10 protein-coding genes are annotated in these 18,893 nt (G+C 24.4%); 2 read left to right on the top strand and 8 right to left on the bottom strand.

The features are described 5' to 3' along the window. Positions 1-5: 5 nt before the first annotated feature. The 7 genes from F795_RS0100315 to F795_RS06110 form a co-directional block, all read right to left on the bottom strand. Positions 6-437, bottom strand: a complete 432-nt coding sequence (locus tag F795_RS0100315; RefSeq protein ID WP_022935759.1) for a 23S rRNA (pseudouridine(1915)-N(3))-methyltransferase RlmH — start codon at positions 435-437, stop codon at positions 6-8. Next, the gene (mnmG, locus tag F795_RS0100310; RefSeq protein WP_022935758.1) at positions 437-2,284 is read right to left on the bottom strand and encodes a tRNA uridine-5-carboxymethylaminomethyl(34) synthesis enzyme MnmG; all 1,848 of its coding nucleotides are present in this window, start codon (positions 2,282-2,284) and stop codon (positions 437-439) included. Before mnmG ends, F795_RS0100315 begins: the two co-directional genes overlap by 1 nt. Positions 2,285-2,286: 2 nt before the next feature. Further along, on the bottom strand, positions 2,287-2,619 hold the full coding sequence (gene rbfA, locus F795_RS0100305) for a 30S ribosome-binding factor RbfA (protein WP_022935757.1): 333 nt from the start codon (positions 2,617-2,619) through the stop codon (positions 2,287-2,289). Further along, on the bottom strand, positions 2,612-4,429 hold the full coding sequence (gene infB, locus F795_RS06115; RefSeq protein WP_022935756.1) for a translation initiation factor IF-2: 1,818 nt from the start codon (positions 4,427-4,429) through the stop codon (positions 2,612-2,614). Before infB ends, rbfA begins: the two co-directional genes overlap by 8 nt. Continuing rightward, the gene (locus F795_RS0100295) at positions 4,384-4,698 is read right to left on the bottom strand and encodes a YlxR family protein (protein ID WP_022935755.1); all 315 of its coding nucleotides are present in this window, start codon (positions 4,696-4,698) and stop codon (positions 4,384-4,386) included. The genes infB and F795_RS0100295 overlap by 46 nt, the downstream gene beginning before the upstream one ends. 194 nt (positions 4,699-4,892) lie before the next feature. Continuing rightward, positions 4,893-6,320: a NusA N-terminal domain-containing protein gene (locus F795_RS03300; protein ID WP_022935754.1), complete on the bottom strand. Its 1,428-nt coding sequence runs from the start codon at positions 6,318-6,320 to the stop codon at positions 4,893-4,895. Positions 6,321-6,452: 132 nt separating this feature from the next. After that, on the bottom strand, positions 6,453-14,606 hold the full coding sequence (locus F795_RS06110; protein WP_022935753.1) for a leucine-rich repeat domain-containing protein: 8,154 nt from the start codon (positions 14,604-14,606) through the stop codon (positions 6,453-6,455). A gap of 280 nt (positions 14,607-14,886) precedes the next feature. Between F795_RS06110 and F795_RS06105 the strand changes: the two genes are divergently transcribed. Beyond that, positions 14,887-16,539 carry a hypothetical protein gene (locus F795_RS06105; protein WP_022935752.1) on the top strand — a complete coding sequence of 551 codons (1,653 nt, stop codon included), beginning with the start codon at positions 14,887-14,889 and terminating at the stop codon, positions 16,537-16,539. A gap of 161 nt (positions 16,540-16,700) precedes the next feature. After that, entirely contained in the window at positions 16,701-18,026 is a 1,326-nt protein-coding gene (ffh, locus tag F795_RS0100275; RefSeq protein ID WP_022935751.1) for a signal recognition particle protein, read from the top strand. 281 nt (positions 18,027-18,307) lie between these two features. On the opposite strand, the gene F795_RS0100270 is transcribed toward ffh, so the two are convergent. Beyond that, positions 18,308-18,892: a diadenylate cyclase gene (locus tag F795_RS0100270; RefSeq protein ID WP_022935750.1), complete on the bottom strand. Its 585-nt coding sequence runs from the start codon at positions 18,890-18,892 to the stop codon at positions 18,308-18,310. Position 18,893: the final 1 nt, after the last annotated feature.

Raw genomic sequence — 18,893 nt, 5'->3', positions numbered from 1 at the left:
AAATATTATTTATGATACTTCATATTTTCTTTTATACTAAACCCACGATAAATTTGTTCTGCTAATAAAATTCTAAATAGTTGGTGTGGAAAAGTAAGATCTGAAAATGAAATTTTATTTTCGAAATGTTCTTCATTAACTCCATTACTTCCACCAATAATAAAAGTAATATTATCTTCAACTAATAAATTTGAAAATTGAACACTATCTAGCTTTTTTCCATGAATGGATAAATAATAAACTTTTGAGTTTTTGGGAATCTTTTCTAAAATAAGTTTAGTTTCTTTTTCTTTTTTTAGTTCAATATTATCAATATTTTGTTCTTTAATTTCAATTAAGTTAATTGAACAAAATGGTTGAATCTTTTTGGTATAACTATTATACAAATCTAAATATTGCTTAGTTAGTGAACCGACTGCAATAATGTTTAATTTCATTATTTATTCCTTTTGTGATTCATTCAATAAATAAGCATTTGAATATCTGCTGGATTAATTCCACTAATTCTTGAAGCTTGACCAATATTTAAAGGTTTTAATTTGTTTAATTTTTCAATAGCTTCTGTAGCTAAATTTTCAACTTCGCTGTAATTTAGATTTTCTGGTAATTTTAATTTTTCTAATCTATTCATTTTTTCAGCCATAGATTTTTGTTTTTGTAAATAACCAAATAATCTGACTTGAATAGTAAGTTCAGTAATGTAAGGAAAATCTTTGCCTAAAATATCAACAGGGTCAACTTCTGGGTTAGATAAAAATTTCAATTTTGAAATTCCATGTTCCAAACCATATTTTTTAGCAACAAAAGAATTAGATGAAACAAATTCTTTTTTTAATGTCGCAATAGTGTCATTAATAAACTTGTATTTATCTTTTATCTTTTGATATTCTTCTTTAGAAATCATTTTATTTTTAAAAGCATATTCACAAAGTCTTTCATCAACATTATCGTTTCTTAATAGCAATCTATATTCAGCTCTGGACGTTAACATTCTATATGGTTCATTTGTACCTTTTAATGTAATATCATCAATTAAAACACCAATATAAGCATCACTTCTTGAAATTATCATTGGTACTTTTTTATCTAATTTATTAGCAGCATTAATTCCAGCAACTAATCCTTGAGCAGCTGCTTCTTCATAACCACTTGTTCCATTAGGTTGCCCTGCTGAAAAAAAGTTCTTAACTATTTTTGATTCAAGAGATCTATATAAGTTTTGTGGATTAATTGCATCATATTCAATAGCATATCCATATTTTTGAACTTTAGCATTTTCTAAGCCTGGAATTGATTTGATCATTAAATCTTGAACATCTTCTGGCATTGATGTAGAAAGTCCATTAATATACATAATGTCACCTTTATTAGTTTCTGGTTCAAAGAAGATATGATGTGCCACTTTTGAGGGAAATCTAACAATTTTATCCTCAAAACTTGGACAATATCTAGGTCCTATTCCTTCAATAATACCTGAATATAAAGCGCTACGTTTAATATTTTCTTCTACTATTCTTTTAGTTTCGGCAGTTGAATGAGTTAAATAACAATATGTTTGCTTTTCTAATCTACGATTTGAACGAGGCGAGAAAAATAAATCATTATCATCTAAAACTTCTTTTTCTACTTTAGAAAAGTCGATACTATTTGTATATATTCTACATGGAGTTCCAGTTTTAAGTCTTATAATATCAAAACCATATTTTTTAAGGTTTTGAGAAAGACTTGTACTCCTTTTTTCACCATCGGGACCTATATAAGTAATTTTATCGCCGCGTAAAATGCGAGCGTTCATATATACGCCGGTTGTCATTACTACAACTTTAGCATTAATAATTTCATTATTAGAGCTAAGAACAACGCCTTTACATACATTTCTTTTAGATACAACTAAATCAACAACCTCATCTTCAATTAATGTAATATTAGGTTGCTTTTTAATATCTTCTAAAATAATTTTGCAATATTTTTCTTTATCAATTTGAGCACGCAATGACCAAACAGAAGGACCTTTAGAAGAATTTAACATTTTGATTTGAATCATTGCTAAATCGCTAAAAAATCCTTGCATGCCACCTAAAGCATCAATTTCCTTTGTTATAATACCTTTAGCAGATCCACCAATAGAAGGATTACATGGAAGCATTGCTAATCTATTAAGATTAAGCGTAATTAAGGCAATACTAAAATTGCGTTTTGCAAGTGCATACGCAGCCTCAATACCAGCATGGCCACCACCAATAACAATTGCATCAAATTGTCGTGGTTTAATTTTATTATTCATTTTTAGTCTTTAATATCTTTTAGAATTTTTTCAATTCTAGAAGCTTCTGGTTCAACTGTGTCTATAATAAATTCTAATTCTGGAAGTTTTTTATAGTTTCAGTTTCTAGCAACAACTGAACGGATAAAAGGAGACATCTTTTGTAATTTTTCTAAATATCTTGCTTTATCTTTGAAAAAAGTTACATATACTTTTGCATATGATCCATCTAATGTTAATGTAACATCGTTAATTGCAACGTTGGTTACATTAAAATCTTGTAGTTCATAAAAACTATCACCAATTAATTTTAATAATAAACTGGTTTTTCTTGCGTGGTTAATATCATTAGTCATCTTTAATTACATCCTCATAAAATTTTAATACATCATCTACTTCTATTTTATCAAAATCTTGAACGTGTGTTCCAAATTCAAAACCTTTTTCAACAGTTTTGACATCATTTTTTTCTTTTTTAAGGGAATTTATTTTTCCTTTGAAAATTGATTTATCTTTTCTAAATACTTCAACTTTACATTGTTCTTTACAAATTCCTTGCAATTGTTTACATCCGGCAATGGTTCCGACTTTAGAATAATAGAACAGTTGTAAAACAATTGCTTCACCAATTAATTTTTCTTCATAAACTGGTTCTTTTAAAGTTTTTGCTAATTTTTCAAGTTCTTCAATTATTTTATAAATAATATTATGTTTTATTATTTTAACGTTTTTTTGTTCAGCAAGTTTTTTAACATCACTTGCAACATTATCATTATTAAATGCATATATTCTTGCATTTGAAGCATCTGCTAATAAAACATCAGCTTTATTAATTTCACCAGTTGTTGCTCTAATAACATTAACAACAACTTCATCATTTTTAATTTTTGATATTGAGTTTTTAATAGCTTCTGCTGTTCCTTGAACATCTGTTTTAATTATTATATTAATAACTTTAACTCCATTTTCTTCAGAAAATGAGTTTTTGGTATTTAGTTCTTGTTGTTTATCTAAAAATGCTTTTTCTTCAGCTAATTTCTTAGCGAATTTTTCATCGTTTAAAACAATGAATTTTTCACCAGCTAAAGGACATTTATTAAGTCCAGTAATAACACAAGGCATACCAGGTAAAGCTTTTTGTAGAGCCTTTCCATCAGAAGATATTAAACTTCTAATGTTTCCATATTGCCCACCTGCTACAATAAAGTCTCTAGCATACATTGTTCCATTTTCAACAATAACTGTAGCTACAACGCCAAGACCCTTATCTAATTTAGATTCAATAATAGTTCCAAATGGATCTCTATTTAAATTTGCTTTTAAATCTAGAATTTCTGATAATAAGAATATTGCTTCTAGCAATTTATCAATATTTTTATTATTTAAAGCAGATCCATAAACAAATGGAACATCGCCACCTCATTCTTCACAAATAACATTATGTTCACTAAGTTGACTTTTAATTTTTTCTAAATCAATGTTAGGTTTATCAATTTTGTTTACAAAAACTATAATTGGCACATTAGCAGCTTTAGCGTGGTCTATTGCTTCAATAGTTTGTGGTTTAACGCCATCATCAGCGGCCACAACAATAACAACAATATCAGTAATTTTTGCACCACGTGCACGCATTTCAGTAAATGCCTCATGGCCTGGTGTATCTAAAAATGTAATACGTTGATTGTTATATGGTATTTGATATGCACCTGTGTGTTGAGTAATGCCGCCAAACTCAGTATCTAAAATTCTACTTTTTCTTATTTGGTCAATTAATGTAGTTTTCCCATGATCTACATGGCCCATAATAGTAACAATGGGCGCTCTTTTAACTAAATCCTTTGGATCATTCACAACTTTTAATTTATCAAATAAATTTTGTGCATCAACAACTTCTTCTTTTTTAAAATCAAAATCAAATTCAAAACAAAGTTCTGCAATTTCATCTTCATTTAATATTGCCGTAATTGTTTTAGCAACTTTTTTCTTTGTAAAGAAATAAGTAATAATACTTGAAGCAGGTTTATTAATTTTTGAAGCAAATTCCGATATTGTTAAAGGTCCATGAAAAACAAAAACACCATTTTGTAGCTTTGTTTCATGTCCTTGTGAAAGTTGTTCTTTTATTTGATTAATGTTTGATTTTCTTTTAGTTTCATTTTTACTCATTTATTTACCTCCTGTCTTATTTTGTCATATTCTTCTTGAGTTATATTTTGCCTAAAGGCTTTGTTTAATAGTTTTCTTTTAAAAAGAATATCTAGTTGGGAAATATTATTTAAACAATAAGCTCCTCTGCCTTTAAGTTTAAACTCTGGATCAAAATATATTTGGTTATCTTTTTGTTTAGAAAATCTAAGTAAATCTGAAATAAGATATTTTTTATTATCTACGATAGATTTTCTTTCATATTGTTTTTTATTCTCAATCATCATCATCTATATCACTAATATCAATTCCTGAAAGAAGATCATCATCTTGTTTAAAGTCTTTCATTTTGCTTTTAGCAATTTGATCATAGTCATCTTTTTGACTAGCTTATTTTTCTTTCGCTTTTTCTTCTTCACTAACTTTATCAATTAAACTTTCAACATCACTTTCGTTATCGTGTAACCTTCTAGTTCTTTCATCATTATCAAAGAGTACGTTCTAAATCACTATTAAGATTTCCTTTTGATTCATTATTATTAACTATATCTTCAAAATTATTAGCTTCGCCTACTTTTGAACGAAGTTCAGCAATTTCATTTGCAAATATATTATCTATATCAAAACTATTTGGTGAAGAAGGTCCATTATAAGTTGGGTTTCTATGTGGTTTTTTATTAGCAAAATTAGCATGTAATCTTTGGCCTTGATTTAATAATTCAATTTCTTCTTTGGCAATATTGCCATTAGCAAAATCATATTTAATGTTTCTTTCATCGGCTTGATCTTGACTAATGATATCTAATCTAGCATTTACTAATTCAGAAGCTAGCATTACATTATGTCCTTTTTTACCAATTGCTAAAGTATGATGTGGATTTGGTACCACAACTATAAATGAAGGTTTATTTTTCTTAGCTTTAATTCCATCTGAAATAATATCAATTACTTTAGCAGGACTTAAAGCATTTTTAATAAAGTCTTTTAATTCACTAGCATAAGGGATAATATCGATTTTTTCACCATTTAATTTTTCAGAAATAGCAGTTATTCTTTGGCCATTTTTACCAATGATTGAACCAAGTTCTTCAATATCTTTAGAAGCTAATGGTGATTTTCTTACTGACACTTTAGTTCTAATTCCTTCAAGTCTTGCAATATCAACTATTTCAATAAAGCCATCATGAATTTCAGGAATTTCATCAAATAATAATTTTCTTATTATTTGTGAAGAAGAAATACTTACCAATAGATGTGCGCCTTTATATTCTTCAGATTTACCAATAATGCATGCTTTTATCGAAGAAGCTGTTCTAAGTTTTGATAAATCACGTTCTGCTAAACTACTAAATGGTAAATATGCAGTTACATTTTTGTCTTCAACTAATTCTAAAATTGCACCATTTTTATTTATAGCAATTACTTTTGCACTAACAATATCGTTAATTCTATTTTGATATTGATTTCAAATAATTTCTTTTTGGTCATCATTAATAATAGTTTGAAAATTAAGTGCAATTTTTCTATGGTCTGAGTTAGTCAAAGAATTTAAATCAATTTCTTCGCTTATTTCATCTCCAACTTTAACATTAGGATTAATTTTTATTGCTTCAGAATAAGGAATTTCAATACATCTTTTGATATTATCTAATTCTTTTAGTTGTTCATTCCTAGTTTTACCTTTAGGATCATCAATAACTATTTTAGAATGGTTAATGATTTTAAAAATATTTTTATCTTCATCAATAACAAATTCTAAATTAGCATCAGGATCATAAGTTTCATAAATGATTTTCTCAAATGATTTTTTAAAAGCATCAAATATTGCTGAAACTTCTAAATTTCTAGAACCAGCAATGTTTCTTGCAAATGTTACAATTTGTTGTACATTAAAATTTTCGGTTTTTGACACAATTCTCCTTTTTTTTATTTTTTATTTAAAAAAGTTAGCTAATTACTTGCTAACTTTTTTATTAAAACGTTAACATAATATTATTTATCTTAATATGTAGATTAAATAATATTATTAATATTATATACTAAATTAATTTTCTTGAATAATTGTAATTGATTTTAAGTATTCTATATCAATTAAAGAATCTTCAATAAGCTTCTTAATTTTAGCGAATTTTTCATCATTTGCATGAATTTTAATTTCTATTGCTTTAGCATATTGAATAAGTTCATTGCCGTAAACTCTATCAAATAAATAATCAAATGAACCTTTATATATCATATCAATAGTTGAAGGAAGTTCTAAAGTAAACTTATCTAAAATTTCCCCTGTTTTTACACCAACCATTAAATCTGGAAAATCGTATAAAGGATTATTTAATGAAAGCTTTTCATATCCTTCAGAAATTATTAATTTATTTAAATTAGTATGTAATCTATCAAGTGGATATGAAAATAACTTTACACCATTATAAATAGCTGTATACTCTTTTGAAATTCCAGTTAAATTATGAACAACAGAACTTTCATTAATAATTTCAATATTTTTAACATTACTTATTATGAAATTAAGTGAATTAATATTGAGTTTATCATTAGGAAAAATTATTTTTCTTAAGTTATTTAGATCTAAAAATACATTTGCCGGAATATATTCAATTCCATTTTCAAATTGAATTTCAGTTCATGCAGCACCTCAAAATTTAGAAAATTTATATGTGTCATTATCTGATATATTATTAGCACCGTATTTAGCCATATCAAAATTTTTGTCAACAATAACTTTACCCTTAAAGTTATACAATAATGGTCAAACATCTTCTGAATATTTTTCAATTCATTCTGATAAATTAATTTCAGTTAAACCATTAATCGATTCAATAAAGCCTTTATAAAACAATCTATTTCTAATAGCTAATCTATTATAAGGGTAAGGATCATTTTTAGCAGATTTCATATAATTTACCATATTTCTTATTGTAGATTCTGGCATAATTAATTTTTTAACATTGCTTATTTTTAAAATAGAATTATTGTCAAATGTGACATTTTCTCCAAATTCTAATGTGTCTACATCTCTAAAAGTAAAGTCTGTATCTATATCTGAATAATTAGTTCCATCTGAAATAACAATTTTTTGATTAATATTTGATGCTAATAAATATTTAGGTCATTTATTATAAAAATCATTATAATTTAATGTATTTGATCCGTTAATTTTTTTAACTTTTATTATATTAAAATCTCAATATCTTCCAACATTCCTATTCAAAATAGTTGTTTGCTCTAAAATTAAATTATTAATGGTTATATTTAATGCATTATTTTCGTTTGGTGTATATCCTTTACTAAATAAAGAAGATCCTAAATTAGTAAGCACTTCAAATGCGTCTGTAGTTATTTTAACTTCATCAAACATGATATCATTTTTATTTAAAAGTTGTTGTTGATAATAAGAAATATTTCAAATAAAATTATTCATTTCGCTAGCACTTGCTTTTAACAACATTTCCTTATTAATAGTTAATTTAGAAAGATCTCCAAGTGAAGGTAGATAATTTAAAGCCCAAAGTATATATTTAACATATAAATTCATTTTATTTAAATATTGTGATTTATCAATTTGTACTTTAGTAAAGTTTTGAGGTTTTAAATATATAAAATCATTTACTTTATCAAATTTAAATTCAAAATTATCTTCATAAACAATTTTTATTTTATCATATCATGAATTTATATCCATAAAGTGATTATGTTGAAAATAAGTTTTAAAACTTTTAAATTCAAAAGTTAATGGATTACTATTTGAAAATTTACGATCTACATAATTTCGAAGATTATAATCATAAAGTGTATCACCAAACAATTCTATATTAGAAGGAATAATTATCTTTTGAAGAGCAGTAAATTTTGATGAAGCAATAAATTTGTTTAAAATTAATTTAATAATTTCAAGATTAGTACCTTCTTCAAATTCAATTTCTTTGACAAAATTATTAAATCATCCAGAATTAAATGGAAGTGAACTAAAATATTTAGAATCACTATAATTATTTAAACTTTTTGAAAAGAATATTTTTGAACCACTATATGACATTAATTGACTAACTACTTCAGCACCTATTTCGCCATTAGAAATAGAATAATTTAATGTTTCGTCTTTTGGCGTTGTTAAATTTTTAAAATTTAGTACTGCACCAATACCTCTAATATTTTTATAATCATAATATTCTAATCTGCCATAATATCTATAATCATCAATTGAAAATGAATATTTTATGTCATTATTAAATAAAAATTTTACATTTCAAATTGAGCTATTTAATTGAACCAATACCTCAATTAGTTTTTCAAAAGTTGAAAATGAATAATCAACATTTAACTCTAATAAAATATCATCCCTAACCTTATAATCATAATTATAGTCATTAGTCTTAAGTCCATATAATAATGATATTAGTTCAGTAGCAATTTGTGATTTTGTACCATTAAAGAAGTTTTTTCAATTAGTGATTGTTAATTTAGTATCTCCTACGATAGTTTTATTAGCATGTTTTAATCAAAAAATTAGATTATAATCATACATTTTATACAATTCAATAAGATTATCAAGAGATATATTTATATTTTTTGCTTTTCAAATTAAACCAAAAATTAATGGGCTAAATTTATTATTAATATAGTTATTTAAATCAAGGTTTTCAATATTATCATTTAATAAATTAAATTTTAAGTATTTATATCATTTTATATCAAACCGATACATTGGAAATTTATCTGTTAGTCCTGAAAAATCATTTATAGATTTAGGAATAATAATTGTAGATATTTCTTTATTTACACTAAGATATGTGTTATATACTGCTAATAAAAATTTAGCAGGTAAGGCTGTTGTTCCTTCTTCAAATATTAATTCATTTAAATTTTTAAATTGTAAAATATCTACAATTTTATTCATTATATCTTCATCTGCTTCTATATTAAAATCTTTTGGTATTAGTAATTTTTTATTAGCAAGAGAAGCTAATAAATTAATACTTTCTTTATTATTGTTAAAGAATGCAAGTCATTCTTTAATGTTTATTTTTTCTTGGCTAGTATCAAAACCATTTAAAATTAATTCATCAATTTGGAAATTATAAAAAGTAGTAAGTCCAAAAGATTTTAATGTGCTAGGCAAAATAAGTTTTTTCAAATATTTGGAAGTAAAAACATTACCTTGAATTGATGTTATTCCATTTTTAATTTCTACTATACTTGCATAAAACTCTGATAAATCGCTTAAATATAAAAGGCTTTGACAATTAGATGATATAACTAATTTACCTGTAAATCTTACTAGCGGCGCAAGAAAATTAGAATAAGAAGTCTTTCAATTTTCCAAATCAATTTCAGTCATATCATTTATCGAATTGAAATTAAATCATCCACAATAATTTAATTTATTTCAAAATTCAACATTATCAGAATTATTGACAAATTTAACATTATCTACTTTTAATTTTGTTATTAAAGGTGATTTATCAGTAAAATTAACATCTATAAAATTAGGTAATTTATTTGCTTCAACATTTCCTTGTATTTCAATTTCTTTAAAATTAGCATAACTAATATTAAGTTTACTAAAATCATAACCTACAGGAATTATTAATTTTGTATTACTAAAATCTGGTCGATGATTATCATTATCCTTTCTGCTTCCATTAAATAGCATAGAAAGTTGCACAAGATTTTGAGTACCTAAAGTTGTTAAAACATTTTTTAAATTAATTTCAGTTGCTGTATTAGAAATTCCATTTATTGAAAAATTATTTAATGCTTCTTTGCTTTGATAAAAATAATCACTACTACTATTAAAAGATAATAAAGATTTATTACCTAAATTTAATGATGTATCAAATACAATTTTTTGCAAATATCTATAATATCCTTTTAATGGAGCACCAGAATTTGTATTATCTGCTGGTTCATAACCATTTTTAAGTTCTAATTCAGTTCAAAATACTTGTAGTAAATAAACATTGTCGTTATCTCAGTTATTTAATTTTGTATTTATAATCATTTTTCCATTAAATAAATATAATAAATTAACATTTTGAGTTTTAGCAATTTTGTTATTAAACTCTTGATAATTTCATTCAGATTTGTTATTTATTTTTTTGATTCCAAAAATATTAGAATAGTATGTTTCAATTATTTTATAATCAAAGTCTGGTGCTAATGAAATATTTTTTATGTGATCACGTTCGAAATCTTGTTTAAACTTAAAAATTGGAAATGGTTTTGTAATACCACTAGAAATTTCTAGTTCGGAAAACATATAATTGGTCAATTTTTCGATTTGTCAAGTAAATTTGTTAATTTCAGAAGACACCTTAATTTTTCCAGTAAATCCTTTTAAAAATTCTAAAATACTATAATTTTCGTCATTTGAATATTTAACAGCAAAATCTGATAATTCTACTTCTGATTTTCCATTTATTTTCTTTATAACAATATCATCATAAGAATCATCTTTAAATCAGTTATACTTATTAATTTTTTTTGAAAACGTAATGTTCTCTAAGGTTAAACCATTAAATACGCTCATACTAAAATTATGACAATCTTTTATTTCTAATTCATTTATTGAAAATTTTTTTGAAAATTCTTCATCTCATTTAGGAATATAAGAGTATGATCGAATCTTGAAATCAGAACTATCATTATCTAAAATAAGTTTTTTATCATATTTTTTTAATCCTAATAGTTTAAAGACAAAATAACTGCCTTTTCACTCTAAAGTAGGATTATTTTTTATCTTATTATAGTATTCATCACTTGGTACAATATATTTATATTCAACTCCCCTTATATTAATGGTTTCTAAATTAAGTTCTAAATTATCTAAATCATATAACCTTATTTTAGTTAATTTTGTATTTCCTTTAAATAAATAATATGGACGATCAACATCATTTTGGCTATTTGGGTTTTTTCAATAAAAATAATCTCTAAATGAAGCTCTACATGACATCTCAAGCGTTTCTATTTCATCATTATTATATAAAATATATGGATCAATTACCGTTGAAATTGGTAATCTTTTATTTTTAAATCTATTAGGGTGCCTAAATCAGTTTCCTCCTAAATAATCTAATTTTACATCATCTGAAAAAGAAAGAATAGTTGAATCAAAAGTGTATAATTCTTGACCGTTTTCTTTATTGGGAAGATAAAAATCAGCATATTTAATAGGCCCTTTAAACATAATTTCTTCAATTTTTGGACCTCCTAAAGGTCTATTTAATTTTTTAAGAATTGAATTAATGACATCATTCAAATTAATATTAATTGCATTCTGATCTGTAGTGTCATAATTATCAATTTCAAATATTATTTTTTTAGCATTCCAAGAACTTAATAATGAAGAATAATAATTAGCATATTCAGGAACAATAAATGTTTTATTTGTACTATCATATTTTATACGAATAATATTTGTTAAAGTATTCCATTCCATATTGTCAGCATTTACATATCCAAATTTATTAAAAGATAAAGAGTTGGGAAGAAATTTAAGTGTTTCGATACTTTTAATATTTATTCTAGAAATATTTGGAATATTATTAAATGAACCCGATATTTTTCCTAAGCTAAAAGGTAATTCAATTTCTTTAGAATATTTTTCCGCAATATTATTTGTGCTGCCGTAATTATATTCAATATTAAAAGAATCATAAATTTCTTTAATGCCTTCTGGTAAAATAATTTTTTTCAACTTAATTACTGAACTATTAAATGAACTGTTAATAGTTTCAATTTTGGTTGTACTAGGTCAAACTATTTCTTCTAAATTAGGCAAGTTGTTAAAGCAATTTGAACCAATAGATTCTAATGAACTTGGTAAAACAATTTTTTTCAAATAAGGTAAATTTGAAAATGAATTAGGCTTAATAGATTTAACACCTTCTTCTAAAACAAGTTCTTCAAATATTGGGCGACTTTTTTCACTACTATATTGATCAAAAGAATATCCATCAACATTTTCAACAAAGCCTGGAATAACTAGTTTTGTTATACTATTACGTAACTTATCTAAAACATTTAATAAAGGATTATGAGATGAAGAAAAAGCATTAATATTTTCGCCTACATAAGTATTATTAATTTTGTAAAGACTGAAGTTTTTAGTAGAAACATATTCTTCTTCAAAAGGCGATAATGATACTTTATTTATTTCATTATGATTTACATTCATATTATTAAAAATTAAGTTAATACCTACAAACTTAAGATTTATATTAGCATCGTCTTTTACATTAAGATTATCTAAATACAATGTGTGAAATATATTAGCAATATTATGACAGCCTTTACCATAAGTTATTGATCTTAAATTTTTATAAATATCATGATTTTTTTCATTATTAATAAATGTAAAAGTTTTGCCTGTATAATGGTTTTCACTAGTAGTGAAAACTAAATTAGCAAATTCTAAAAATCATTTTGATAAATTGTTTTCATCATAACTTTTTTCAACTAAAGATTTAGGAATGAAAATTTCTTCCAATGCAATTCTGGAATCAGCTACATATTCTTTATAGAAATATTGCGGCAAAACAGTGTCATCAGATAATAAAATTTTCTTAATTTTTGAACATCCTTTAAAAGTGTTTATATCTAATTTTTTATCAAGATCTAAAATACTTGTTAATCTTAATTCGGTAAAGTCATTATTAGCGAATGAGTAAGCATGTAAATCAGCATTGGTTGCTAAATCAAAGTTTACATTTTTAAGACCGCAGTTATTAAATGCATTAACACCAACGAAATTTAATGAAGCTGGCAATTCAAGATTTTCTAATTTAACATTTTCAAATGCAGCCTTACCAATACGTTTTAAAGTCGAAGGTAAAGTTAAAGCTGTTAAGTGACAGTTTTTAAATGCATTATTACCAATAATTTCCATTTTGTCACCAAAATCAACTTCTTGGAGAGTTGTATTATCTAAAAATAAGTCATCAATTAATTCATTTACATCTTTAAATGAAACTTTTTGTAATTCAAATCCATCAATTGTTTCTTTGCTTAATTTTTTAATTGAATCCCCAATAACTAAATGTTTTATTTTTAAATTTTCAAAGTTAGAAGGTAAAAACTTATTAAATTTGTGAACATCAAATTTTTTAATATTTTGTGAGTTTGCAAAAGCTAAAGAACCTAATTTTATTAAAGTAGATAATTCAACATTTTCTAAATTAAGAGCACCATTAAAAGCATTGTCTCCAATTTCTTTTAATGTATCAGGTGCAATGAAGTTTTTAATGCCTGAATTTTTAAAAGCATTATTGCCAACTTTTGAAAGTTGTGTATTTGAAAAGTCGATGTGTTCTAAAGCTGTAGTATCTTCAAAAGCACCATTACCAATAATAGTAGTATTTAATCCAAGTTCAACATTTTTCAAAGTATTCATGCCTTTAAATGAATCATTAGTAATTTCTTTAAAATAATTAGAGAATTTAATAGTTTCTAATGTAGTTCCTTGAAAAGCATCTTGTCCAATACTTGAAACTTTTGAACTTTTTAAATCGACTTCTTTTAAATTAGCATTAAATGAAAATGCATTATAAGAAATAGTTTTAACGTCTTTTAAATCATTTGCGCTAAGTACTTCTTTATTTCATCTTGCTAAATATTGATCCTTGGTTTCTATTTTTGAACTAGGATCAATATCTTTGCCATATTGAACGCTTTCAAATTTAGTATATTCACGTAAATCAAATACAGTTATAGCATTAGGATCTTCAAATGTAATTTTCTTTAAATTAGTCATTCCTTTGAAAGCATCTTTACCAATACTATCAAGTTGACATCCTTCTCTAAAAATAATTTCTTCAATATTTTTAAAATCTTTAAAAGCTTCTGCTTTAATATTTTTTGTTTTTTTAGAAAAAATTAATTTAGTAACTTCTGGATTATTCTTGTAATCAGTAAGGCTATCAGGCGTTAATGATTCTGAATTTCTAATAGATAACTCAGCTTCTTTATTTGCATCAAATGTCGGATTTTCTGGGGTTTCTTTATTTTTAACTTGACTTAATATAACTCCAGCAGCTAATTGAATTGCAAAAATAGATATCAAAGGAATTGACATTATTTTTATAACTTTTAATCTGTCTTGAGCAGCTTGTTTTAACACTGCTATTTTTTCATTTTTTGTTTTCACATTGCTTTGTTGTGAATCAATTTTTTTGTCTTCCATATAAAATTCCTTTTAAATTTATATTCATAATTTATATTTTATAAATTGCTTAGCTTTGTATTACTTATTTTTTTACAAATACTATTTACTTTAATATATATATATATATATATATATTATTCATATCAATTTATGCTATATATTATACACTTAAAACGTTCTTTTTATTTTCAATCAATTTTAAATACAAAACAAAGGAACAAATAATACACCAAAAGTTCTTTTAATTAGTTACCAATTCTTTTACTTTTAGGACAAAATTAATATAAAATAATATATTATGAATAACTTAAAACAATGATTTAATTACTTTTCAAAAAATAAAAAAGCATTAAAAGAACTTAATAAAATTGAAAATAATGGAAATATTAATGCATTTAACTTACCACTAAAAACACATAATAATGTTTTTTATGGAATGCCCGGATATGGGTATAACAAATTTAATGAAATAACAATTAAAGCTATTACTAAAGCTTATTTATCATTTTTTCTACATAAGTTAAGAAAAAATGAAAATTATAGAAAACTTAATATTTTAGTTTGTAGTTCTTTGGAATTTGATAAAGATAATAATTTATTGAACTTTATCCTTGAAACATTAAATGGACATAATATAAATACATATTGCTTTGATAACTATTTTTTAGTTAATAAACAATTTTTACAATTTTCAATTCAAAAAATTGCTAAATTAGATGGATGCATTTATATTTCAGAATATAACAATATCGGGGATATATCTATTGAGTTTTTAGATAATAATGGTAATAGAATTTCAAATGATGATTTTTTAATTATAAATGAAATACTATCTAAATTGGATTTTTTTGATATTAAATCATTTAAAGATATACCTAACTTTATAAACTTAAATATTTTATTAGATGAATATGCTGAATATATTTTAAAATTCAATTACAACTTTTTAAGTAATAAGCCACTCAAAGTAGGTATTTTTTCTAAAGATAATACAAATAAATTAGTTACTAAAATATTAGGTTGAAATGATATTTCTTATTCTTTTATTAAAGACAAAAATATTAGTTATGATAAATATTTAAAAAATATATATTTAAGACCTTCTTTTGATTATGTAATTAGATTTTCGCCAAGATCAGATAAGGTATATTTATATCAAAGAATTAAAAAAGGTTTATTAAATAAATATATATTAATAAATAGCAATATATTAAACCTAGTGTATTTAAATTACATAAATCATGGTCTTCCTACAAATTCTAAATACGAACAAACAAAAAAAATATTTATTTCACCTTGTTTAGATATAAATGCTTTTCAAAAATTATCAGTTAAAAGAAACTTACAATTTGCATTTGATATTAAAGACAATAATGAACTTGAAAAATTAGAGGACAATAATATATATTTTTCAGAAGATCATAAACTTTACATTAAAAACAAATTAATTAGATCTTCGGACTCTATTTTTATGCTTTCTATATTTTGCGATATGTTAAATTATTTTTCAACTCAAAATAAAACTTTGCTAGAAGTTTTCTATGAATTAAATAAAGGAAATGAAAAATTAATATTTAATGAATTTTCATTTCCAATATCACAAGCTAATTTAGAGTCTTTTGAAACTAAAATGAATGTTCAAGATGATAGTATAGCTTCTTTACTTGTTACTGAGAAAGTTGATTTGAGGAAACACAGTGATGAAACAACAAAATATATTTCGAAACTTAATTTAAGTGAAACAGAAATAATATTAATTAAATATTCATATGAATATAGTTCAATAATTGTAAATGTTATAGAAACAGAAAAAACTCGCGGAAATATATACAAACGTATAAAAGCATTTTTCAAAAAGTTTTTACGTGGATATGACACTGACTTACTACAAGATATAACAGATCATATTACTATCGAATTAGAAAATGCTTATTTAGACAAAGAAGAATAGAAATTTTATTTAAATTTAAGGGTTATGTTAATTGCATAACCTTTTTATTTATTAAAAATAAAACAAACATTGAGTAATAAATTAATTAAAGAAAATTAAAAATGCAATGTTAAAAAGTTAATTTATTTAAAAGTGCTTAGTTTTTATTATAATAATTAAATATGTTAGATTTTATACAAAAAAGAATGCAAAGATCAGTTGATAAGATAAATAAAAAATTATCTATTACTGAAGAAGATATTATTGAAATTTTAAGAGAAGTTAAGCTTGCTTTGTTGGAAGCTGATGTTAATTTAGAAGTAGTAAGACTATTTACTAAACAAGTTAAAGAAAAAGTTTTAGAAAGTAAAATTATTGGTAAATTAAATCAACAACAAACTTTTTTAAAAATATTTAAAGATGAACTTGTAAATATTTTAGGCAATAAAACTTGTGAAGTCAAAATTAAAAAAGCACCTACTACAATTATGCTTATCGGTCTTCAAGGATCAGGTAAAACTACAACAGCTGCTAAATTAGCTACATATTTAAGAAAGAAAGGAACTTGCCAAAAACCTTTATTAGTTGCAGATGATATTTATCGTCCAGCTGCTAGAGAACAACTCGAACAACTTGCTAAACAAACACAAGTTGATTATTTTACAATGAAAGATAACGATGCTACATTAATAGCAAAAAATGGTATCGAAAAAGCTAAAAAAGATAAAAATGATTTAGTTATTATTGATACTGCTGGTAGACTTTCAATTGATGAAACATTAATGGAAGAACTTAAATCAATAAAGAAAAATGTTCGCCCAGATTATATATTTTTAGTTATTGATGCAATGAGTGGTCAAGATGTTATTAATGTTGCCAAAACTTTTAATGAAAACTTAGAACTAAACGCAACAATAATTACAAAACTTGATAGTGATGCTCGTGGAGGAGCAGCTTTATCTATAGCATATTTATTAAATGTACCAATAATTTTTATTGGTACTAGTGAAAAGATGTCTGGACTTGAACCTTTTCACTCAGATAGAATGGCAGATAGAATTCTTGGTATGGGTGATGTTATGACCCTTATTGAAAAAGCTAGTGAAGAAGTCGATGAAAAAATGATGAAAAAAATCGGCTATAAGATGCTTACAGGAAAATTTGATTTAACAGACTTAATGAATAGTCTTGAACAAATTAGAAAACTAGGAAAAATGAAAAGCATTCTTAAAATGATTCCTGGCCTTGCTGGAAAAATTGATGAGCAAAAAATTGAAGAAGCAGAAGAAAAATTTGGTATTTATACAATTTTAATTAATTCAATGACTGAACAAGAAAAGAAAATGCCTAGATTATTAAAGAATGCTTCTAGAAAAGAAAGAATTTTAAAGGGAAGCGGTAGAAGCGCACATGAATATAATATGCTAGTATCTGATTTTGAAAGAATGGCAAAACAAATGAAAGATATGGCCGATGGTAAACTTCAACTAAAACCTGGCATGTTTTAAAACAATAATTAAAAATGGTTGCTTAATAAGGTTAGCCATTTTTAATTATTAAAATATTTAATTTTGACTTTGGATTTCTAATTTTTTTCTTTTTAACAAAATCATAGAAAGACTAAACTTATAAATAGATAATAGTAAAGTTATAGAACTTAAAAAGAAAATTGTTCTCATGCATATTTAATTTATTTTATAAAAAAAGGTGTAGTTACTTTACTATGTGCAAAGTTTTGCACTTCATATTTATTTAAAAAACTTACTTGCTTAACAAATAAGTTTTTTAATTATTTTTCGTCTTTAAATATACTAATTAACATTTCTTGAACTTGGTCTAATGCTATAGCATTAAGCTTACCGTTTTTAGCTAAACTTATTCCACCAGTTTCTTCACTAACAACAATTGTAAAAGCATCGCTTATTTCACTAATTCCAAGTGCCGCTCTATGCCTTGCTCCATATTTATTATCAACTGACTTTCTTGTTATTTTGTAATAAGTAGCAGCAAAATAAATTTTGTTTCCTCTAATAATTACAGCACCATCATGTAATGGACTTTGTTTATTAAAAATAGAAATGAGTAGAGAACTTGAAATATTTGCATCTAAAATAACACCATCTGTTCTAAGCATGTCGAGGTTATCTTTATTTTCAATGCTTATAATTGCACCAATTTTATTAGCTGATAAATATTCAAGCGCTTCTCTAAGTTGGTGAATTAATCTAATTCTTGTGCTATCGCCAAGATTGGTCTTTAATTTTTTTCTAGTTGTTAATTTGTTTGCTAATACTATTAAGTAATGAATAACTGCGATAATTGCAATTACCAAAAGCAAAGCAATAACTATATATAATAATGTATTTGTTTCCATG

This window comes from Metamycoplasma orale ATCC 23714 (genome assembly GCF_000420105.1).
Lineage (GTDB): Bacteria > Bacillota_I > Bacilli_A > Mycoplasmatales > Metamycoplasmataceae > Metamycoplasma > Metamycoplasma orale.
Note: the sequence above shows the minus strand (reverse complement) of the source record. Positions and strands in the feature narration are given on the sequence as shown.